The sequence below is a fragment of the Tenacibaculum sp. MEBiC06402 genome (genome assembly GCF_049239625.1).
GTDB lineage: Bacteria > Bacteroidota > Bacteroidia > Flavobacteriales > Flavobacteriaceae > Polaribacter.
Genome location: NZ_JBMKKT010000099.1, coordinates 109,604 through 133,017, shown reverse-complemented (window position 1 = coordinate 133,017; position 23,414 = coordinate 109,604). Strand labels below are relative to the sequence as shown.

The following is a 23,414-nucleotide window of genomic DNA, read 5'->3' as shown; positions in this document are numbered from 1 at the left end:
GCAATATACTATTTAATTAGAGTAATGAAAAGAGTTAAGCATCTTTTGGTATTGCGTTGATTAGGCTTTTGGTATATTCACTTTTTGGGTTTTCATAAAGTTCATCGGCTTCACCAATTTCTTCAATTTCTCCTTTATTCATTACAACTACTTTATCAGACATATATTTAACAACCGATAAATCATGAGAAATAAACAAATAGGTAAACCCAAAATCTTTTTTGAGTTTATTTAGTAAGTTTAATACCTGCGCTTGTACTGATACATCTAGAGCTGAAACAGATTCATCACAAATTATAAATTTGGGTTGCAAAGCAATGGTTCTTGCAATACCAATTCTCTGTCTTTGTCCGCCAGAGAACTCATGTGGAAAACGATAAAAATGTTCTTCTTCTAATCCTACTTTATTCAAAATTTCTAGCACATACTCTTTACGTTCTTTGTAAGATGAAAAAATCTGATGAACTTGCATTGGTTCAATAATAGCTTCACCAACAGGAATTCTTGGGTTTAAAGAAGAAAAAGGGTCTTGAAATATAATTTGAATTTCCTTTCTCAATAATTTTAATTCGTTTTTCTCGAGTTTGGTAATATCCTTTCCTTTATAAAATATTTGACCAGAAGTTGCTTTTTCTAATTGCAATATTGTTCTTCCCAAAGTTGTTTTTCCACAACCAGATTCTCCAACCAATCCTAAGGTTTCCCCATCATAAATTGAAAAAGATACATTGTTGACAGCTTTTACCGAACTCGTTTTGCCAAACAAAAATGATTTTGAAACAAACTCTTTCTCTAAATTTTGAATAGTCAAAAGAGGAGGGTTACCGTAAATTTTTTGATGATATTCTGCTCTCTTTTCTGTGCTCTCTATATTTTCATTAACACTGTTGTTTAAAAAATCATCCACAGTTGGGAGCGTTGTAAATCGCTTGTTAGGATTCGGTTTTGAATTAATAAGTGCTTTGGTATAATCTTCCTTTGGATTTGAAAACAAATCTTTTGCTGGAGCATATTCAACTACTTTTCCGTTTTTAAGAACTACAACATCATCAGCAATCTCTCTTACCAAGTTTAAGTCATGAGAAATGAAGAGAATACTCATTTCTGTTTCTTTTTGAAGCGCCTTTAAGAGTAGTATAATTTCCTTTTGAACGGTTACGTCAAGAGCGGTGGTAGGTTCATCTGCAATTAAAAGCTTTGGTTTTAGGGCAATTGCCATAGCAATCATTACTCGTTGCTTTTGACCTCCACTTATTTGATGTGGATATGAGTTGTATATTTCTTTTGGTCTCGGAAGTTTTACTTTTTCAAAAAGATTGATGATTTCTTCTTTAATTTCCGCTTTGGATAGCCTAGTGTGTTTTTTGAAAACTTCGTATAACTGATACCCACAGGTTAAACTAGGATTCAAAGAAGTCATGGGTTCTTGAAAAATCATAGAAACTTCTTTACCTCTAAGACTCAAGAAATCTTTTTCACTAAAAGACAGAATGTCTTTTCCTTCAAAAGTAATATTACCTTGATAGTAAATATCCTTTTTCGGAAGTAATCCCATTATACTTAAAGAAGTAATCGATTTTCCGCTTCCACTTTCACCAACTAATCCTAAAATACTATTGGGTTTAATGTTGAAACAAACTTTTTTTAAGATGTTTTTATTTTTAATAGAAACAGAAAAATCTTTAATATTTAGCATTGGTTGTTGTGAAAAATGTATTTAATTCAACGAATATAGAGGATGTTTTAAAAATCTGTATGAAATCAAACAAACTTTTTATTTAATTCAAAAAAAAATTATATTTGGCGCACTATTAACAAAATTTTAAGGTTTAGTTTAACATTTTTTAATGGTATATACGCCTTAAGTTTTATTTAACTCAAAATAACCCTTCAAATGAGAAACAAGTACACTGCAAAGTTACTGCTTTCTGCTGGTATGCTAGTGTTTGCTAGTAACGCCTTTGCACAAAGTAAAGAGCAGATCCAAAAAATTCGTAGCGAGTACGATTTGGTAAAGCTCGAAACACTTCAAAAGAATTTAAAAACTAAAGAAAGTCTTCAAAAGAAAGAAGCAATGAGAATTGCTCAACAGAAAGGATGGAAAACGACCATTAAAAAAGAAGATGGAACTTTTATGGAATTGCAGCGTGTAGTGAATGGAAAGCCAATCTACTACACTACATTTAATGTTGATGCTGCAAGATCTACAAGAACAGATCATTTACATTCAGGAGGTTCATTAGGTTTAAACTTAATGGGACAAGGAATGACTGCCAACGTTTGGGATGGTGGAGGAACACGTAACACTCACCAAGAGTTTGATGGTGCGGGTGGAAATAATCGTGTTACTACCATTGATGGTTCAACATTAAACGGAAACAGTTTCCATGCTCAGCACGTTACAGGAACAATTGTGGCGTCTGGAGTTGTTGCTGATGCTAAAGGTATGGCACCTCATGCTCAAGCTAGAACTGCTGATTGGAATAATGACAAATCTGAAGCAACTACGGAAACAGGAAACGGAATGATTATTTCAAACCACTCTTATGGTTTTGCTTTTAGAAATCAATTCGGACAAGTTCAATTACCACAACATTATTTTGGTGGATATATTGAAGAGTCTCGTGATTGGGATGAAATCTTGTTCAACGCTCCAAATTACTTAATGGTGGTTGCAGCAGGTAACGATGGAAATGATAACTCTGCAAACCAAAACCCAACTGGAGGTTCTGGATGGGATAAGTTAACAGGGCACTCAACTTCTAAAAACAATTTAGTAGTTGCTAACGCACAAGATGCTAATATTGATGCAAACGGAAACTTAGTTTCTGTTTCTATTAATAGCTCGAGTAGTGAAGGTCCTACAGATGATATGCGTATCAAGCCAGATATTACTGGAAATGGTACAGGTGTATATTCTACTTATGATAATAGTGATAGTGCGTATAATTCAATTACTGGTACGTCAATGGCATCTCCAAACGTAACAGGATCTCTATTGTTATTACAACAACACTATGGAAACTTAAACAGTGGAAGTTTGATGAGAGCCGCTACATTAAAAGGTTTAGCGCTTCATACAGCTGATGACGCTGGTGCTTCTGGACCAGATGCTGTTTTCGGATGGGGTCTTTTAAATACAAAGAGAGCCGCTGAAACAATTACAGCTAATGGAAATGGATCAAAAATCGAAGAATTAACTTTGAATAGTGGTCAATCTTATACTATTACAGTTGATTCTGATGGAACGAACCCATTATTAGCTTCTATTTCTTGGACAGATAGACCAGGTACAGCTAATACTACAGTAAACTCAACAACTCCAGTATTAGTTAATGATTTAGATATTAGAGTTACTAAAGGAGGAACTACATATTTTCCTTATGAGTTAACAGGACCAACTACAAGTGCTCAACAAGATAACAATGTTGACCCGTATGAAAGAGTTGATATCAACGGAGCCTCAGGTTCTTATACAATTACAGTAACTAACAAAGGAACTTTAGTTGGAGGAAGCCAAGCGTTTTCTTTAATTGTAACTGGTGTTACAGGAACCCCTGCCGTTTGTAACGCAACTACTCCAACAGGAGTTGGTGTTTCTGGAGTTTCTCAAACGGGAGCTACAGTTAACTGGTCAGCTGTTGCTGGAACAACTTATGACGTAAGATACCGTCAATCTGGAACTTCATCTTGGACTGTAAATGCAGTTACAGGAACTTCTACTACATTATCAGGATTAACTGCTGGTACTCAATACGACGTTCAGGTAAGAAGTAAGTGTTCAGATGGAACAAACTCAGCTTACAGTACAACAACTACATTTACTACTGCTGCACCAACTCCATGTGAATCTTTACCATACGCTGAAAGTTTTGAAAGTAATGATGGATGGACTCAGGTTACTGGAGATGATGGAGATTGGGTAAGAGATAGTGGAGGAACACCTTCATCTACAACAGGACCAAGTTCTGGAGCTGATGGATCATTCTACATGTTCTTAGAAGCTTCTACTAATGGAAGTGCTGGTCAAATAGGAAATAATGCTACTGCAATTTTAGAGAGTGGATGTTTCGATTTATCAGGAAAATCGTCAGCTACATTTGCATTTAAGAATCATATGTATGGTACAAATATGGGATCTTTAACAGCTCAAGTTTCTACTAATGACGGTTCAACTTGGACAAACGTTTGGACGCTTTCAGGAAACCAAGGAAACCAATGGAATTCAGTTTCTGTTGACTTAGCAAGCTATTTAGGTTCTACTATCAAATTAAGATTAGTTGGAACAACAGGAAACGGATGGAGAAGTGATGTTGCAATTGATGATATCGAAGTTACTGCTGTTGATGCAGGATCTGATACACAAGCACCGTCTGCACCATCTAATGTTCAAGCATCAAGTATCACACAAACTACTGCTACTGTAAGCTGGAATGCTTCTACTGATAATGTAGGTGTAACTGGTTATGAAGTATTCCAAGGTTCTTCTAGTTTAGGAACTGTTACTGGAACTTCTGCTAACTTAACTGGTTTAACAGCTGGAACTTCATATACAATTTCTGTTAGAGCACAAGATGCTGCAGGAAATATTTCTAATGCAGGTTCTGTTACATTTACTACAGATAGTGATAATCCAGCGCCAACATATTGTACTTCTAGCGGAAGCAGAACTACTTATGAGTGGATTGATAATGTAGAATTAGGAGGAATTACGAATGCTACAGGAGCAGGAAGCGGATATTCTGACTTTACTAACTTAGTTGGTAATTTAGCACAAGGAAGTACTAATACAATGATTGTAAGCGCTGGATTCAGTGGTTCTTCTTATACAGAGCACTGGGCTGTATGGATTGACTTTAACCAAGACGGAACATTCTCTAGTACTGAGAAAGTTGTATCTGGATCATCATCTAGTGCTAACAACTTATCAGCTACTGTAAATGTACCTTCGAATGCGGTATTAGGTCAAACAAGAATGCGTGTATCTATGAAGTATAACTCTGCACAAACAGCTTGTGAAAACTTCGGTGATGGAGAAGTAGAAGATTATACAATTAACATTACGTCATCTACTAGTAGTTTATTTACTACTTTCAATAATACAGATGCAGATGCTTTAGGAAACGAGTCAGCAACTACATTTACTGCTTATCCAAATCCAGCTAAAGATGTTATTCAAGTGAAGTTTAGCAATAGAAATGCTGCAACTTCTTACAGAATTTTAAATACAATTGGTCAAACTGTTCAATCTGGAGAGTTAACTAACGATAGAATTAATGTTTCGAAACTTGGCTTCGGAATGTATATTCTAGAAGTTAACGATGGTCAAAAATCATTCAAAACTAAATTGGTTAAAAGATAGAAACCCTTCAATTTTACTTAAACCAATAATAAAACCCGAGCTTTTGCTCGGGTTTTTGCTTTTTAATACTATGTCGGTTTTAGCAATTCATAACAATAAACTAACATAAAATTAAACAATTCATTGCAATCTATACAAAAAATTAACAATACTGTTAAATTATGTTAACATCTCAGTATATTTGGAAACCTTGAAAACCCCTTCTATAGATTCTTCAATAAGAACACAATTTAGTTGTGGGAAATCAAAATTTAACTCAAAACCATTAAAAACCCCTTAAAGAATGAAAAAAATTACTTTATTATTTCTTTTACTTACTGGAGTTGTTTTTGCTCAGCAACAGCGAAACTGTCACTCGATGAACAATCTTGAGTTCAGACAGCAAAACGACCCAACTATTAAACAACGAATGTTAGAAATTGAAGAGTTTACGCAAAATAAACTTATGCAATTACAAAATACTCAAGGAAGAATTGAGGGAGAGATTATTAAAATTCCTGTAGTAGTACACGTAATCTACAGTAACGCTCAGGAAAACATTAGTGATGCTCAGATTCAATCTCAATTAGATGTTTTAAACGAAGACTTCAGAAGAACGAATTCTGATGCGAACAACAAATGGTCTCAAGCGGCTGATACTCAAATCGAGTTTGAATTAGCAGCTATTGATCCTAATGGAAATCCAACATCTGGTATTACAAGAAAGTCATCTACAAGAACTTCTTGGGGAACAAACGATGCAATGAAAAGTTCTGCTAACGGTGGAGTTAGCCCATGGGATACTTCTGAGTATTTAAACATGTGGGTATGTAATATTGGAGGTGGAATCTTAGGATATGCACAATTTCCAGGAGGTAGTGCTTCTACTGACGGAGTTGTTATGAGCCCACAATATTTTGGTAGCTCTGATAAAGGTTCAGGATTCTATTTATCTGCTCCTTTTGATAAAGGTAGAACGACTACTCACGAAGTAGGTCACTTCTTAAACTTACGCCACATTTGGGGAGATGGTGGATGTTCAGTTGATGATTTCGTATCTGATACACCAACTTCTGATGCTGCAAATTACGGATGTGCTACAGGACACGTTTCTTGTGGTTCTGAAGATATGGTAGAAAACTTCATGGATTATTCTGATGATTCATGTATGAACTTATTTACAGTAGGACAAAAAAACAGAATGAGAGCTGTTTTAGAAGCTGGAGGATCAAGAAGAAGCTTAGCTTTATCTGATAAGTCTACACCAGCGGTATGTAATGCAACTACTCCAACTGGAGTTAGTGTTTCTGCAGTTTCTTCTTCTGGAGCAACAGTTTCTTGGAACAGTGTTTCTGGAGCAACATATGATGTAAGATACCGTCAGGCAGGAACAACTTCTTGGACTGTAAACGCAGTTTCAGGAACTTCAACTACATTATCTGGATTATCTGCAACTACTCAATACCAAGTACAAGTAAGAAGTAAGTGTTCTTCAGGAAATTCTGCTTACAGTTCTACAGTATCTTTTACAACTACAGAGGTTCAATTAAACTACTGTGATTCTAAAGGAAACAACGTAAACGACGAATATATCGGTAGAGTAGCTATCGGTTCAATTAACAACGCTTCTGGAAACGGAAACGGATACTCTGATTTTACTTCTCAATCTACATCTTTAGCGAAATCAGCTTCAGCAACTATTACAATTACTCCAACTTGGACGGGTACTGTTTATAGCGAAGGATATGCTGTATTTATCGATTATAACCAAGATGGTGACTTTACAGATAGTGGAGAAACTGTTTGGACGCAATCTGCTACACAAACTACTCCAGTTTCTGGATCATTTACTGTACCAGCTAGCGCTGCTGAAGGAGCTACAAGAATGAGAGTTTCTATGAAATATAACGGAGTACCAACTTCTTGTGAAACGTTCACATACGGAGAGGTTGAAGATTATACTGTAGTTATTGGAGCTTCTGCGCCAGATACGCAAGCGCCATCTACACCATCTAATGTTCAAGCGTCTTCAGTAACGCAAACTACAGCTACAATTAGCTGGAATGCTTCTTCTGATAACGTAGGTGTTACAGGATACGATGTATATAGAGGATCAACGTTAGTTTCTTCTACAAGTTCAACTTCTTTAAATGTTTCTGGATTATCAGCTAATACTAGCTATACATATTCAGTAAGAGCTAAAGATGCTGCAGGAAACGTTTCTGGATCAGGTTCAGTTACATTTACAACATTAAGCAACCAAGTTACCTATTGTACTTCTAGTGGAAGCAGAACTACGTATGAGTGGATTGATAACGTAGAATTAGGAGGAATAGCAAATGCTACAGGTGCAGGAAGCGGATATTCTGATTTCACAAATCAAGTAGGAACATTAGCTAGAGGTAGTTCTAACACAATGATTGTTAGTGCTGGATTTAGAAGTTCTTCATATACGGAGCACTGGGCTGTATGGATCGATTTTAACCAAGACGGAACATTCTCTAGTTCTGAAAAAGTAGTTTCTGGATCTTCTTCTAGTGCAAACAACTTATCAGCAACTGTAAATGTACCAACAAACGCTGCATTAGGTCAAACTAGAATGCGTGTTTCTATGAAGTATAACTCAGCGCAAACTGCTTGTGAAAACTTCGGAGATGGTGAAGTAGAAGACTACACAATTAACATTACTAGCTCAGCTCGTGTTGTTGATGTAGATGCGAACGCTGATGTTTTAGGAAACGAGTCTGCTATTAACCTTTTAGCATTCCCTAACCCAGCGACATCTTTTGTTCAAGTAAAATTAAACAACAGATCTGAAGGATTAACTACTTACCGTATTGTAAATACAATTGGACAAACAGTTCAAAAAGGAGAGATATCTAACGGAGCTGTAAACGTTTCTAAATTAACATCAGGAATGTATGTTTTAGAAGTATTTGATGGTCAAAAATCTCTTACTACTAGAATAGTTAAAAAATAATATATAATCCCTATACTATATTAGTCAATAAGAAGACCCGAGCAATTGCTCGGGTTTTTTTTTAGTTACTGATTCTTATTAGATTCCTGCCTTCGTAGGAATGACAATATGAAATAGAGCTGTCATTCCCGTGAAAATGGGAATCTCTACTTTAATGTGATACATTATTTTACTTCTCTAGACTATTTCATGAGAATCATTTCTTAAAGTACTACCTTTGCGTGCCTTTAAGTGCTAACAATACATTATGAATTACCTTACTGTTGAAAATATCTCTAAAGCTTACGGAGAACGTGTTTTATTTGAAGATTTATCCTTTGGAATTAACAAAGATCAAAAGATTGCCTTTGTAGCAAAAAACGGTAGCGGTAAAACATCTATTTTAAATATTGTTGCGGGTAAAGACACCCCAGATTCTGGACAAGTTGTTAGCAGAAAAGGAATTCATATTGCTTATTTATCGCAAGACCACGATTTTGATGTGAATAAAACCATCGAAGAAACCATTTTTGCTACTGAAAACAAAATTCTTCCTATTATTCAACAGTACGAAAAAGCTTTGCACAATCCAGATGATGCAGAAGCGTATCAAGCAGCTTTTGATTTAATGGACCAACACAATGCGTGGGATTTTGAAACACAGTACAAGCAAATTCTTTCTAAATTAAAACTAGATAACCTACAGCAAAAAGTTGGAAACTTATCTGGTGGACAAAAAAAGCGTTTGGCGTTGGCAATTATCTTAATTAATAAACCCGATTTGTTAATTCTAGATGAGCCAACCAACCACTTAGATTTAGAAATGATTGAGTGGTTAGAAGCTTTTTTTGCACGTGAAAAAATCACCTTATTCATGGTTACGCACGATCGTTATTTCTTAGAGCGTGTGTGTAATGAAATAATTGAGTTAGATAACGGACAGTTATATAAATACAAAGGAAACTATTCGTACTACTTGCAAAACAAAGAAGAACGAAAAGCGTTAGAAGCCACTAATCTTGGTAAAGCCAAGAGTTTATATAAAAAAGAATTAGATTGGATGCGTCGTCAACCAAAGGCACGTACGACCAAATCGAAATCTAGAATCGATGATTTCTTTGAAATCAAAGCAAAAGCACACCAGCGTCGAAAGGAACACGAAGTTCAGTTAGAGATTAACATGGAGCGTTTGGGAAGCAAGATTGTAGAATTGCACAAACTGAAAAAATCGTTTGACGATAAAGTAATTTTAGATGGTTTCGAATATGTGTTTAAAAAAGGAGAACGCATCGGAATTATTGGTAAAAACGGAACCGGAAAATCTTCGTTCTTAAATTTACTTACGGGACAAATTCCTATTGATGGCGGAAAAATTGTAGTAGGTGAAACGGTAAAGTTTGGCTATTACACACAAAAAGGAATTAACATTAAAGAAGGGCAGAAGGTAATTGAAGTAATTAAAGAATTTGGGGAAGAAATTCCGTTAACCAAAGGAAGAAGAATTTCTGCGGCACAATTACTTGAACGTTTCTTATTTGATCGTAAAAAACAATACGATTTTGTAGAGAAGTTAAGTGGAGGTGAGCAAAAGCGTTTGTACTTGTGTGCGGTGTTAATACAAAATCCAAACTTCTTAATTTTAGATGAGCCAACCAACGATTTGGATGTGGTAACCTTAAACGTATTAGAAAACTTTTTGTTGGATTATCCTGGGAATTTAATGGTGGTTTCGCACGACCGTTATTTTATGGATAAAATTGTGGATTCGTTGTTTGTGTTTAGAGGAAATGGAGTAGTGGAGAACTTTCCTGGAAATTACTCTGATTTTAGAGCGTATGAAGACTCAAAAGAACCAGAACCTAAAATTGAAAAGAAAGAGTCTGTAGAACGCGAAAAAACACCTCAAAAAGGAAAGTTAAGTTATAATGAGAAGCGTGAGTTTGGAATTTTAGAAATTGATATTGAAAAACTCCAAAAAAAGAAAACTGATATAGAAACTCAATTTGCCAACGGAAGCATTGCTCCTGAAGATATTAACGACAAATCTCTAGAACTCCAACAAATTATTGAAGACCTCGAAACTAAAGAAGAACGTTGGTTTGAGTTGTCTATGAAAATGGAGGGGTAAAAAGGTTAAGTCATATCAGAGTTGATTTGTTGTGTATTTCTGAATGATTAGCTTCATTCCTTACTTCCTTTTCTATTATGTTTAGAGTATTTAAAGTCATCATTCTCTAGTAAAAAAAAGTTGTAAATTGTACTGGTTGAAGAGAAGTTGTTTTTTTGAGTTGATGTACTGATTATATAGGTTATTGTTGAACCTTGATAAACTTTGAAAAACACATCATCTTCTATGTAAGAATCATATATTTTTCCTCCCCACTTTTTAATTTGTGTTATATACTCGTTATACTTTTCTTTAATATGAACTTGAATATTAAGCCTAGTAGGATAGTTTTCACTCCCTGAAAAATGCAATATTAAAAAAGACTCAGCATTATCATTAAAAGTTGATTTGTTATATGCAAAACTCAACCCTCCATATTTATCAGTTGTTGGTGATTTAGCATCTATAAAACTCCAATTTCTTTGTGTTAGATATTCTTCAGCTTCAGCCATATTCTTTTTTCTAACTGTAAGTAATTGTTTGAGTGATAAATTTTGAGAAATTGAAGGAATTGTTACTAAAATAAATAGAATTAATGTTAAAATATATTTCATTGTTTTGATTAGTTAATTTCTTCTAATATTTTTTCTTTGTCTTATCCATCTATCAACATCACTAATTTTAATTTTTTTCTTATTCAAAGTAATGTAATATTGTTTCTTATCATTATCTAAATAAACTTGAGTCAATTCAAATAAAGCGCCATCTATATAGTTTTCTATTGTTTGTGTTGACCAATCTAAATCAAAATGTTTTGAAATTCTATTTAAAACCTCCTTTGCTCTTTCTACAGAGTCAAGATTTGAACTAAAATTTTCTAGAATAGGAATTAAATCTTTTATAAAAGAATCTCTAGTTTTTTTGTTTTCGAAAGCGTCATTAATTTCTTTTCTTAGTTTTTTTGGGACTTCTGAAATCTTTGAGCGTTTGGATGAAATGGTAATCCTTCTGTCTGAGTTAATTGGAATTTTTATTCGGACATCTTGTTTTTTTCCATCAATTGGAAATTTAGTTGTTTTGTCAATATGAATGTCACTTGAATTCTTGTCCCAATCCTTTTCTTCTCTGGCTCCCCATTTATGATCATCAATAATTAATGACTGATTATTAATTAGAGGTTTAAGACTCATTATGTTGTTTTATTCTTTTTTTGAGTTCAAATTCATTTCTTTATTTGTCTTTTTTGGTTCCTCTAAAATAGCTGAGAACGGGTAATCACTTACTATTGTTTTGTGGTGTTTTTATATTGTTATTTCTCTTATTCTGTCCGATAAAAATTGTTCAATAGGTTGCCAATCCCATTCGCTGTAGGCATTTAAAAGTTCAATTAAATCATTATCTGCTAAAGGAACCATAAGTCCTCTTCCATCAATAAAAGTATCTTTACATCTCTGAATTAATCTAGGCATATCATCTACACTTCTACATACTAAGAACCCAACTTTTCCTCGATTTACTGAAAACCTACCCGCTAATTGATCAATTTCTGGATTAGCAACATCTTTTGTATAATTTTTACATTCAACGTAAATGTAAGGACAAGGTATATTATGATTTTCTGCAAGTCTTCTAAAAATTCCATCCTGAGCAGCATTGTCGAATACTAAATCAATTCTTTTTCTACCATCGTGAATTTCTCTCTCTTTTATTGGATTTATCAAATGTGGATAAAATATCAATTCTAAAATTCCAATAATAATATTATGAAAATTATCTGCAGCAGCAGCTCCTGTGGGTATTATATTTAATCTTTCAATTAAGGACGCAGCAACAGCTTTGAAATTAAATTCTGTAAACTCAATATTCGCCAAAGAGCTTACTTCTAGTTCATCTTTGAATTGCTGTAAAATCTCTGGGTGTTCTCTAGTAAATCTTCTCAAAAAATCTTTTGATGGAGGGTGTCTTTCTTTGAGACTTTTTTTTGTTACATATTTAGTACCACCTTTACGTCTTTGAACTAAAGCTGTGTTCATTCGAATATTCTCATTTTGTAAGAAATCAAGAACAAATTGATTGTAATACCTATCAGGAACATAAGCCTTACTGAAAGAAACTATTCCTTTGGGAACTAATAATAGTTTACGTCCATCTATAACTAGCATTTCTGTATGTTCAGATTCCCATTCTGCTTGTCTACTATTCCAAAAGAAACCTGAATTTACACCTGCAGAAAGCGGAATATTGTGCAGTCTACATTGATTTTGAGTGTATTCAATTAAGTGTTTTGTGATTATGTTAGTTGTCATATCGGAAAGTTTGTCTTTTCCGAAATTGTCAACAAATAAAATATTGTCTTCTATATCTTGAATTAGCCCTGTTTGTATTGCTCGACTTCTTAATAAACTGTCATAGATTTTATCTGTATCTCCAGCTCCAACTCCTTTTCCTTGAGGATTGCCTCTTGAAAGTCCTAAACAAGTTGTATTTGGTTCGTGTAAATGGTCAAATAATTCTTTTGCCTCATTTTCATTTCCTGCTCTTATTAAATCAATTACTCTTTGAAAAAAATTACGCAAGGTTAAAGTTGCTTCAGTTGACCAATTATCAGTCTTTTTACTTAAAAAGAAAGGGTCTAAAAAAAGAGGTGTGTCAGTCGCAAAATCAATATCAACAAAATCTAATTCTGCTTGAGATTTGTTCAATTCAAAATACTCACTTATTTTCATCTAGTTTTGATTTTTGCTGGAATTACACACTATACCCTTTGTTATTCATGGCTTTATTTCTTATCATTCTTTCTTTATGTTCTCGTTCCTTCAGTGACATTAGTCGCATTCGAATTTCATCTGATTTAGAATCAAGCATTTTTAATTCATGCTTCAAACGAGTAGATAATCTTTCGTCAAATTCAGCAGGGTCAGAGTTATCTAAAATCAAATATTGTTCATCAATAGAGTTTTTTAAATGATTCCTTCTTTCATGAAGGTAATTTAACTCTTCTTCTAGGCTCATTCTTTCCTTCATTAAAGATTCCCGAACTTGACGATATTTCATATATTCTTCTTCTTTGCGCAAGTTCATTATTCGTCTTCGTTCATCCAATCGCCTTAATTCACGTATTTCTTCTATTGCTTTTTCATCTACTTTTTCATTAAGGAAATCACGAGCAAATTCTAAGAATCTATCGGACTGATACATATGAAATGATTGTTCAGCTTCTAATTGAAACTCCTTAATAAGTTCTGGCCGAGGGCTTATTGTTTTACCTTTAAACCTAACCCACCAATCTTCTTTTCTGTCATCAGTAAGAAGAATTACACCTTGTTTGAGATCCTTAGATTTTTGGATTATTTGTTTCCAAACAATGAAATCACCATATTTTCTTGAATTGAGGTCTGTATCATCATTTTTGCTAGAATCTTTATAGCCGGGAGGAACTTTGTTTTTGAATCTTATTTCCCCTTCCTTACAAATTTCTTGTAGTTCTTCTTCAGTAAATTCATTACCTACCTTATCATCAAATAATGATTCAATTTTAGAGAGTATATCGTCTTCTGTAATTCTATTATTATGAAATTTTTTATTACTTTCTAATTGCTTGCAGATTTCTTCATTCAATAAGGTGAACTTACTGAGAAGTTTATCCGACAGAAACGGATGTTGTCTTGAATTGTGAAACTCCTTTTCAATTGACTTTAAAGAAGAAATAGTTTCTTCATATGATTTTTCCTGTTGACTAATTACTCCTAACCTATTATTAAAGAACTCTTGAGCAGATTGATGGGGAATCCATATTCGATTTTTGAGCTTATTTAGTATCTTAAAAAATTCTTCTCTAGTTTCATCAGAGTAACGATATAGATTGAGTAATATATTAGCATCCAAAGTGAATAGAGCGCTTTTCCATAAATCATTTATTTCTTTATTTGTAAGTTTAAAATAGCCAGGAAATTTAGATTTCATTTGTTTTTTAATTAAGCCAAACGGCTTATATATAAACTTTTATTCCTGTTATCCAGCAAAAAAAGCCTGTATAAACCACAGTTTGGTTTTACTTCATAAAATTTCTAAGAAAAAGGAAAGAAACAGGAGGATTGGGCTATTGCTTATTCTTTTTCGGCTTTCAATTTCAGGTTTCTGTTAGGAAAGTTATACAGGAAAAACACCCTTTTTTTATTTTAGATGATAGATAATAGAAAAGAGAAGAGAGATAAGAGAGGTTTTGGAGTTAGTTCTCGATACAACTCCTATCGTCGTCACTCGAACTGACATAAATCGTTATTATGAGGTTTGTACTAAATGTCATTCCGAACTTGTTTCGGAATCTCATCATGAGAAGCTGAAAAGAGTTCAGCTTGACGCAATTTTATGATTTATCTTTTGAGTTCTAGTTTAAAAGTCCTCTTTAGATTGAGCCATAAAATCCACCACAAGAAACGACAAAAATGAAAAGCTGTTTGAATCTGACGAAAGGAAGATGAGTTCTTTTCATTTCGTTTCGAGGATGTGATTATTATGAGTGAAAATCTAAGAAGACTAGATTTTTTTGTTTCTTTTTTCATCAATGGAAAAAAGAATAAATAACAGAAAACTATCATTTATAGAATATATTTCTATCGTTCTTTTTGTTGATAAAAAAGGAATCTAAAGACTGTTTTAGTTTATAAAAAACTATTCAATAATCCCTAAACGTTTAGCGCGTTGTTCCCAACTTTTTCTTGCTAAACTTTGCAAATTAGCTACATTATCACTTTCATCCATAATTTCTAAACCAAGTAAAGTTTCAATAGCATCTTCTTGAGTAACAATACCGCTAACAGCTCCAAACTCATCAACAACTAAAGCAATGTGTTCTCTCTGTTCTATTAATTTTTCAAATAACTCAGGAATTGGTAACTCTCTATTAGTAACAATAATATCACGTTTAATAGTTTCTAGCTTTTCTTCACCTTTTCCTCGGATAATAGCTTCTAAAAGTTGATCTTTTAAGACATAACCAATAATGTTATCTGTAGTTCCAGAATATAATGGAATACGAGAAAAACGTAAGGTAGGGTTTTCATCAAAAAACGATTGAATTGTTTGTGATGCGTCAGCCATTTTTAACACTGTACGTGGAGTCATAATATGCTTTGCCCAAACTTCTTTGAAACCAAGCATATTTCTAATAACCTTACTTTCATTTTTTTGAAATACACCTTCTTTCTCTGCAATTTCAGTCATAGCAGAAAAATCTTCTCTACTCAATACGCTTTCTCCATGTCCGCCTTTTCCAAACATTTTAGTGAACAATTGAAGAATCCAAATGATTCCTGTGTATTTAAATATAAAAATTAACACATTTAAGGTACTCGTGGTGATACCTGCAAGAGATTTCCAATAAGTAGCACCAATTGTTTTAGGGATGATTTCTGAAGCAACTAAAATTAAAACGGTCATAATAGCTGATACGATAAAAACGCCACTAAAAATTCCTGTTCCAGTATCTCCAACAAAAACATTTTCAGCTTCAGAACCTACTAAAATCGCACCAACAGTATGAGCGATGGTGTTTAAGGTTAAAATTGCAATTAAAGGCTTGTCAACATCTTTTTTTAATGTTTCTAATCCTTTTGCGTATGATTTTCCTTCTTTCTTTTTTACATTAATGAAAGTAGGTGTAACACTCAATAGTACAGCTTCTAATATCGAACAGATAAAAGAAAAAAGTATAGATATTACACCATAAAAAATAAGTAGTCCCATTGTGAAAATTTTTGTAAAAATAAAAAAACCCCAAGTAATAAACCTGGGGTTTCCAATGTTTTATAAAATTGATTTAAAAATTGTAGTTAACTCCTAAACCAAATACTTCTCTTGTTTGAAATCCTTTAAAAGCATTATCGTCATAAATTGTTTGTAACGCTAAGTTAGCTGATAAATACTTGTTGATTTTCATTACAATGTTTACCGTGTAATCTAAATCTACATTTTGAGGATCTTCTAAGTAGTTGCTGTATAAGTTTAAAATGTTTTCAACAGTTACATTATCCATTAATTTAAACTTGTAGTAAGCACCTACAGCAGCACCTAATTCGTAACGAGTGGTTTCTCCAGCATCAACACCAAAAGCAGGAGCTAAATCTTCTGATAATACTACCAATTTAGACGTACCAGGTGCAATATTCACTTTTAAGTTATCGCTCTTTTTCCATAACATACCAGGACCAAATTGGAAATATGCTGGAGAGAAAAAGTGAGATTGTTGAACTCCATTTACATCGGTAGAAGACATTTGCGTTTTAAAGTTAAAAAATGCAGAGTAAAACCAATACCCTGTAGCTTTTTTACCCAATAATGAGTTTAACTCAAAACGGTCATCTGTTTTTTGTAAATCTTCACCCTTTAATTTCGTTAAACCGTATGAAGCAATAATTTTGTTGTCCCAGTTCCAATCACCTTTTAAATAATTAAAATCGTAATTTAAATTTAAGTTACCTGCAATACTGTTTGTACCACCGGCTAACCAGTTATTAAAAGCCGATTGATTAAAGAGAAAAGAAATAGTACCTTCTTTTTTCCATCCTTCCTTTGGTTCTTCTTTTTTCTTCTCTTGTGCAGAAAGAGTTAATCCACCTAATACTATAGCAATAGCTAATAATTTTTTCATTTTATAAAAATTAATTAAATAAATTTTTGCGCAAAACTACGCTTTCTTCTGCTATTTAGACGAAACTTGAAGGAAAAAGTCACATTTACAGAATAACATAATTAACACCTAGTCCAAAAAGTTGTCGAAATTGAATTTTACTGGAAGCATTGTCATCTATAATTGTATGAAACCCGAGATTGGCAGAAAAAATATCACTGATTTTAACTAAAAAGTTAATTTGATAATCAATATCTACATTTTGCGGATTGTCGAGATAATCAGCATACAATGCCAAGATGTTTTCCATTGTTAGAGTTTCCGTGATTGAAAACTTATAATAAGATGATAAGTTAAACCCTAAACCAAAGTTGGTTGTTTTTCCTTCATCTACACCATACTTTCCTGAAAATTCTTCAGAAACAAAAGTAAATCTTGAGGAAGAAGGAGCAATGTTTATAAATTTATTATCAGATTTTTTCCATAGCATACCTGGTCCGAAGCTTAAGTAAGCTGGAGAAAACAAATCAGAAATTGGTAATGCAGGAGTTTTTTTATAATCGTAACCTCTTGTAAATTGAGTTTTTAAATTGTTATAGAAAGAGAAGAACCAGTCTTTTTTTGATTTATAGCCAAGTAAAGAATTGTATTCAAGTCGATCATCAGTTTTTCTAACTCCTTGTTTGTCTATATAACTCAATCCATAAGCTGAGGTAACTTTATTATCCCAATTCCAATTCTTTTTTTTGTAGTTAAACTCGTAATTGATATTCACATTTCCGGCAACTGTGTTAGTACCACCCGCTACCCAATTTGAAAAAGTAGATTGGTTTAAAATAAACGTTAACTTGGTTATGGTATTCCACTTTTTAGGAATACTGTCTTTTTTTGTACTTTCTTCTGCTGTCGTTTCTTGCGAAAACGTGATTTGACTTAATAATAAAATAAAGAAACTTAGTTTTTTTATTGTATTAAAAAACATAGGGAATTATTTTTTCTTGTATAATGGAACAGTTGAACAAGCTTCACCAAACATAATTGATTTTGCAACTGGCTGTACCTTACTGATTAATAAAGTGTATGCAGTTTCAGGAATTGGTTTAGATGAACAACCTTTTATAATAACAGGTTTGTCTTGAAAAGAGCTTACATCCAATTCACTTATAATCTCAGTAAATACTATTGTTTCTAACAGCTCTAAATTACCAATAACTACTTTTTTAGCAAAGGGATTAAGTTGTGTTGTTAACAACAAATAAGCCCAAGAAGGAATTATAGCGTCTGTTGAACAAGTCAAAGCTACATAGGCATCTTTATATTGAGACCAATCGTAGTTTTTCACTTGCTCCCTGAAGTCTTTTTCTTTTAAAAGTAAACCTTCGAATAGCCAATCTGAAATGTCAAATACAATACGTTGTCCTGAAGGATAAAAATCTTCTAGATCAACAGTGACTAGCTTACTATTTGCAACTCTGTTAATAATTTCTTCTGCCATAGAAAAGATTTTTACAACATTCCTAATTCAAGTTTTGCTTCTTCACTCATCATATCTTGAGTCCAAGTAGGATCAAAAGTAATTTCTACCTCACAATCATTAATTTCTTTTAAGGTTTTCACTTTTTCTTCTACTTCAACTGGTAATGTTTCAGCAACAGGGCAGTTAGGTGATGTTAATGTCATTAATATTTTTGCATCGTTTTCTTCTGAAATAAAAACATCATAAATCAATCCTAATTCGTAAATATCTACAGGAATTTCCGGGTCAAATATGGTTTTTAAAACACGTACGATTTTATCTCCTAATTCTTCTAAGTTCTCTTCAGTCATAATAAAATATTAACTTGTTAATTTAGATTGCTGAGCAATGGCATACATTTTAATTTGTTTCACCATCGAAACTAAACCATTCGCTCTTGTTGGACTTAAATGCTCTTTCAAACCAATTTCGTCAATAAAATTAGTATCCGCATTTAAAATGTCTTGTGGTTTTTGGTCGGAAAAAACACGTAATAATAACGCAACAATTCCTTTTGTTAAAATAGCGTCACTATCGGCTGTGAACTTGATAATGTCACCCTCAATTTCAGAATGCATCCATACTTTTGATTGGCAACCTTTAATTAAATTTTCATCTAACTTGTATTGCTCATCAATGATAGGTAAAGATTTTCCTAACTCAATAATATATTCGTAACGCTCCATCCAGTCTTCAAACATTGAAAACTCATCAATAATTTCTTCTTGTATTTCTTTGATAGTCATTTTTTAGAACTATTTTTGCACTTTACAAATTGTTTTGTGCATTTATTGTGCAAAATTACTGATAAAAATTAATAAATGAGTAAACTATTAGCAGTAGGAACAGTTGCTTTTGATGCAATTGAAACACCTTTTGGCAAAACTGATAAAATTTTAGGAGGATCTGGAACCTTTGTTGGGTTAGCAGCTTCTCAATTTGGAGTACAAACAGGAGTAGTTTCTGTAGTTGGAGGAGATTTTCCACAATCGTATTTAGATATGATGCAGGAAAAAGGAATTGATACTACAGGAATTGAAATCGTAAAAGACGGAAAAACTTTTTTCTGGAGTGGAAAGTATCATAATGATATGAACTCTAGAGATACCTTAGTAACTGAGTTAAATGTATTAGAAACATTTAATCCTGTTGTTCCAGAATCTTTTAAAGATTCACCTGTTGTAATGCTAGGAAATTTACATCCTTTGACACAAGCTTCTGTTTTAGATCAAATGAACGAAAGACCGAAGTTAGTAGTTTTAGATACAATGAACTTCTGGATGGATATCGCATTAAACGATTTACACGAGGTGTTAAAAAGAGTGGATGTAATCACTATCAATGATGAAGAAGCACGTCAGTTAAGTGGAGAATATTCTTTAGTGAATGCTGCTAAGAAAATCCATGAAATGGGTCCTAAATATGTAGTAATTAAAAAAGGAGAGCACGGAGCATTATTGTTTAATGAAGAAAACATGTTCTTTGCGCCTGCATTACCATTAGCTGAAGTATTTGATCCTACAGGAGCAGGAGATACATTTGCAGGTGGTTTCTGTGGATATTTATCAAAAACAGAAGATTATTCATTCGAGAATATGAAGAACGCAATTATTTTTGGATCAAACTTAGCGTCATTTTGCGTTGAGAAATTTGGAACAGAACGCATGGAAGAACTAACAAAACCAGAAGTGCAATCTCGTTTACAAGCATTTAAACAGCTTACACAATTTGATATCGAATTAGTTTAACACATATCCGCGCCTTGTTGCGCGGATTTTTATTTTATAAAACAAACACACAACACAACATAAAGAATAATTAATGAGTGATTTTTTAAAGCACGAATGTGGAATTGCCTTAGTTAGATTATTAAAGCCCCTTGAGTATTATAAAGAAAAGTACGGTACTGCTTTTTACGGTTTAAACAAGTTGTATCTTCTTATGGAGAAACAACACAATAGAGGACAGGACGGTGCAGGTTTGGCAAGTATTAAGTTTAACGTAGATCCAGGAACAAGATACATTAGCAGAATCCGATCAAACAAAACACAACCGATTCAAGATATTTTTGGTCAAATTAATAATAGAATCAATGATATTTTTGAGAAAGATCCTGAGAAATTAGAAGATGTAAAATGGCAAGAAGAAAATATGCCGTATATCGGAAATTTATTTTTAGGACATGTTCGATATGGAACTTTTGGAGGAAATAGTATCGAAAACGTTCACCCATTTTTACGTCAGAGTAACTGGAAGCACAAAAACTTGATTGTTGCAGGTAACTTTAACATGACAAATTCTGGAGAATTGATGAAGGAGTTAGTTAGTTTAGGTCAGCATCCAAAAGAAGCTACCGATACGGTTACTGTAATGGAGAAAATCGGTCATTTTTTAGAAGACGAAGTTTCTCAAACGTATAAAAAAGCCAAAGCTGCTGGATTTAATAAAAAACAAGCATCACCTTTTATAGAGGAGAATTTAGATATTCAACGAATTTTAAAAAGATCTTCTAGAAACTGGGATGGAGGTTACGCAATGGCTGGTTTACTAGGACATGGAGATGCTTTTGTATTAAGAGACCCGTCAGGAATTCGTCCTGCTTTCTGGTATCAAGATGATGAAGTTGTTGTAGTGGCTTCTGAAAGACCTGTTATTCAAACTACTTTTAACGTTCCTATTGAAGATGTTAAAGAATTACCTCGTGGTAAAGCTTTAATTATTAAGAAAAATGGTAGTACTTCTTTAGAAAGAGTTATTAAGAAAAGAGAAAAACTTTCATGTTCTTTTGAGCGTATTTATTTTTCAAGAGGAAGTGATGCAGATATTTATCAAGAGCGTAAAAACTTAGGGAAATTTGTGTTTCCTGAAGTTTTAAAGTCTATCAATGACGATATTTCAAATACAGTGTTTACTTACATTCCGAATACAGCTGAAACTTCTTTCTATGGAATGATGGAAGCCGCTGAAGATGTTTTAAATCAACAGAAAACAGCTGAAATCTTAGCTGGTGGTGGAAAATTATCTGCTGAGCGTGTTACTGAAATTTTATCAGAAAGGCCACGTTTTGAAAAAATCGCCATTAAAGATGCAAAACTAAGAACGTTTATTACGGATGATAGTAGTCGTGATGATTTAGTAGCTCACGTTTACGATGTTACTTACGGAGTTGTAAAACCAACGGATAACCTAGTTATTATTGATGATAGTATTGTAAGAGGAACAACATTAAAGAAAAGTATTATTAAAATCTTAGACAGATTGTCGCCTAAGAAAATAGTAGTAGTTTCTTCTGCTCCACAGATTCGCTATCCAGATTGCTACGGAATTGATATGGCTAGAATTGGTGATTTTATCGCATTTAAAGCGGCTTTAGAATTACTTAAAGAGCGAAACATGTATCATATCGTAGATGAGGTTTATGAAAAATGTAAAGCACAACAATCTATTGAGGATAAAGAAGTTATTGTAAATTTTGTAAAAGAAATTTATGCCCCTTTTACACATGAGGAAATTTCGGCAAAAATTGCGGAGATGTTAAAAACTGATGGAATCAACGCGGAGGTAGAAATCATTTATCAAACTGTTGAAGGATTGCATAATTCGTGTCCAGATCATAAAGGAGATTGGTATTTCACTGGTGATTATCCAACACCTGGTGGACACAGAGTTGTTAATCAAGCTTTCATTAACTTTTACGAAGGAAACAATAAAAGAGCGTATTAATTAAACGCACAATTGAAGATATAAAGACTGCTTTTCGGCGGTCTTTTTTTGTTTTTACATTTAAGTACTGATTTATACAAATTCAGATAATTTATTCTACATTGCTTTTTAGTAATTCTTAAGAATGAAGACATGAGAATAGAAGGAAAAACAATTGAGTATAATAGTATTTTAGAGAAAATATATCGAGAGGTAATTTCGGAAAAAGACAATGGAGCAATTGCCACGTATATACCAGAGTTGGCGAAAGTTGATTCAGATAATTTTGGAGTTTGTTTGCGAACCATCCAAAACGATGAATATGGAATAGGGAATTGGCAAACAAAATTCTCCATTCAAAGTATCTCTAAAGTATTGTCATTATGTGTAGCATATCAAATTTTTGGTGATGAAATTTGGAAACGAGTAGATGTTGAACCTTCGGGAACACCGTTTAACTCATTAGTTCAGTTAGAATCAGATCTTGGAATTCCGAGAAATCCATTCATGAATAGTGGCGCTATGGTTATATGTGATATGCTGGTGAGTTATTATAAAAACCCAAAAGGAGATTTTTTAAATGCGGTTAGAGAATTGTGTCATTCTAGTGAGATAAATTATTCTGAGGCAGTTGCGAAATCAGAAGCTTCGGTTGGTTATAGAAATAAGGCTTTGTGCAATTTTATCAAGTCTTTTGGAAATATTAAAAACGAACCTGAAGAAGTGTTAGATTTTTATTTTCATATCTGTTCTATCGAAATGAGTTGTCAGGAATTATCGAGAGTTTTTATGTTTTTGGCAAACCCGAATTTTACCACATCAAAAGGAAAGAAAGTATTGAGTTTGAGTAAAACGAAAAGAATCAATGCTATAATGCAAACGTGTGGTTTTTACGACGAATCTGGTGAGTTTTCTTTTCGTGTAGGATTACCAGGTAAAAGTGGAGTTGGAGGTGGAATCGTGGCAGTTTATCCTGAGAAATATTGTATTACAGTTTGGAGTCCGAAGTTGAATGAAAAAGGAAACTCCTATCGTGGAATGAAGTTTTTAGAGGCGTTTACCACAGAAACTGAACAATCGATTTTTTAGTATTCTAGCATAAGCGGAAGTTTAAAAAGTGTTAAAAAGTATCCCAAATCTTATAGTCTGTATGATTTGGGA

General features: G+C 33.2%; 17 protein-coding genes. 6 read left to right on the top strand and 11 right to left on the bottom strand.

Features of this window, described 5'->3' with window-relative positions; translation table 11 throughout:
* Positions 1–34: 34 nt before the first annotated feature.
* On the bottom strand, positions 35–1,696 hold the full coding sequence (locus tag ACOSP6_RS12445; protein WP_422094749.1) for an ABC transporter ATP-binding protein: 1,662 nt from the start codon (positions 1,694–1,696) through the stop codon (positions 35–37).
* Between the two features lie 198 nt (positions 1,697–1,894).
* On the opposite strand from ACOSP6_RS12445, the gene ACOSP6_RS12440 reads away from it, so the two are divergent.
* The 3 genes from ACOSP6_RS12440 to ACOSP6_RS12430 all read left to right on the top strand — a co-directional run bounded on the left by ACOSP6_RS12440 (position 1,895) and on the right by ACOSP6_RS12430 (position 10,428).
* Positions 1,895–5,362 (top strand): GEVED domain-containing protein, encoded by a 3,468-nt coding sequence (locus ACOSP6_RS12440; RefSeq protein WP_422094748.1) that lies wholly within the window; start codon positions 1,895–1,897, stop codon positions 5,360–5,362.
* 283 nt (positions 5,363–5,645) lie between these two features.
* Positions 5,646–8,321 (top strand): GEVED domain-containing protein, encoded by a 2,676-nt coding sequence (locus ACOSP6_RS12435; protein ID WP_422094747.1) that lies wholly within the window; start codon positions 5,646–5,648, stop codon positions 8,319–8,321.
* A gap of 247 nt (positions 8,322–8,568) precedes the next feature.
* Positions 8,569–10,428 (top strand): ABC-F family ATP-binding cassette domain-containing protein, encoded by a 1,860-nt coding sequence (locus ACOSP6_RS12430; protein ID WP_422094746.1) that lies wholly within the window; start codon positions 8,569–8,571, stop codon positions 10,426–10,428.
* 53 nt (positions 10,429–10,481) lie between these two features.
* On the opposite strand, the gene ACOSP6_RS12425 is transcribed toward ACOSP6_RS12430, so the two are convergent.
* The 10 genes from ACOSP6_RS12425 to ACOSP6_RS12380 form a co-directional block, all read right to left on the bottom strand.
* Positions 10,482–11,021 (bottom strand): hypothetical protein, encoded by a 540-nt coding sequence (locus ACOSP6_RS12425; protein WP_422094745.1) that lies wholly within the window; start codon positions 11,019–11,021, stop codon positions 10,482–10,484.
* 12 nt (positions 11,022–11,033) lie between these two features.
* Positions 11,034–11,597: a hypothetical protein gene (locus ACOSP6_RS12420; RefSeq protein ID WP_422094744.1), complete on the bottom strand. Its 564-nt coding sequence runs from the start codon at positions 11,595–11,597 to the stop codon at positions 11,034–11,036.
* 111 nt (positions 11,598–11,708) lie between these two features.
* Complete coding sequence (locus ACOSP6_RS12415; protein ID WP_422094743.1) at positions 11,709–13,133, bottom strand: hypothetical protein; 1,425 nt, start codon at positions 13,131–13,133, stop codon at positions 11,709–11,711.
* A 22-nt stretch (positions 13,134–13,155) separates the two neighbouring features.
* Entirely contained in the window at positions 13,156–14,370 is a 1,215-nt protein-coding gene (locus ACOSP6_RS12410) for a PIN-like domain-containing protein (protein WP_422094742.1), read from the bottom strand.
* 708 nt (positions 14,371–15,078) lie between these two features.
* Positions 15,079–16,152: a CNNM domain-containing protein gene (locus tag ACOSP6_RS12405; protein ID WP_422094741.1), complete on the bottom strand. Its 1,074-nt coding sequence runs from the start codon at positions 16,150–16,152 to the stop codon at positions 15,079–15,081.
* Between the two features lie 73 nt (positions 16,153–16,225).
* Complete coding sequence (locus ACOSP6_RS12400) at positions 16,226–17,056, bottom strand: DUF3078 domain-containing protein (protein WP_422094740.1); 831 nt, start codon at positions 17,054–17,056, stop codon at positions 16,226–16,228.
* Positions 17,057–17,141: 85 nt separating this feature from the next.
* Entirely contained in the window at positions 17,142–18,017 is an 876-nt protein-coding gene (locus tag ACOSP6_RS12395) for a DUF3078 domain-containing protein (protein ID WP_422094739.1), read from the bottom strand.
* Between the two features lie 6 nt (positions 18,018–18,023).
* Positions 18,024–18,530, bottom strand: coding sequence for a DUF2480 family protein (locus ACOSP6_RS12390; protein ID WP_422094738.1), 507 nt, complete (start codon positions 18,528–18,530; stop codon positions 18,024–18,026).
* Between the two features lie 11 nt (positions 18,531–18,541).
* On the bottom strand, positions 18,542–18,862 hold the full coding sequence (locus tag ACOSP6_RS12385) for a DUF59 domain-containing protein (protein ID WP_422094737.1): 321 nt from the start codon (positions 18,860–18,862) through the stop codon (positions 18,542–18,544).
* A gap of 9 nt (positions 18,863–18,871) precedes the next feature.
* Positions 18,872–19,297: a SufE family protein gene (locus ACOSP6_RS12380; protein WP_422094736.1), complete on the bottom strand. Its 426-nt coding sequence runs from the start codon at positions 19,295–19,297 to the stop codon at positions 18,872–18,874.
* 75 nt (positions 19,298–19,372) lie between these two features.
* Here ACOSP6_RS12380 and ACOSP6_RS12375 point away from each other — a divergent pair, with 75 nt between their 5' ends.
* The 3 genes from ACOSP6_RS12375 to ACOSP6_RS12365 all read left to right on the top strand — a co-directional run bounded on the left by ACOSP6_RS12375 (position 19,373) and on the right by ACOSP6_RS12365 (position 23,342).
* On the top strand, positions 19,373–20,299 hold the full coding sequence (locus ACOSP6_RS12375) for a PfkB family carbohydrate kinase (RefSeq protein ID WP_422094735.1): 927 nt from the start codon (positions 19,373–19,375) through the stop codon (positions 20,297–20,299).
* Positions 20,300–20,372: 73 nt separating this feature from the next.
* The gene (locus ACOSP6_RS12370) at positions 20,373–22,274 is read left to right on the top strand and encodes an amidophosphoribosyltransferase (RefSeq protein ID WP_422094734.1); all 1,902 of its coding nucleotides are present in this window, start codon (positions 20,373–20,375) and stop codon (positions 22,272–22,274) included.
* Between the two features lie 153 nt (positions 22,275–22,427).
* Complete coding sequence (locus ACOSP6_RS12365) at positions 22,428–23,342, top strand: glutaminase (protein WP_422095585.1); 915 nt, start codon at positions 22,428–22,430, stop codon at positions 23,340–23,342.
* The last annotated feature ends 72 nt before the right edge of the window (positions 23,343–23,414 follow it).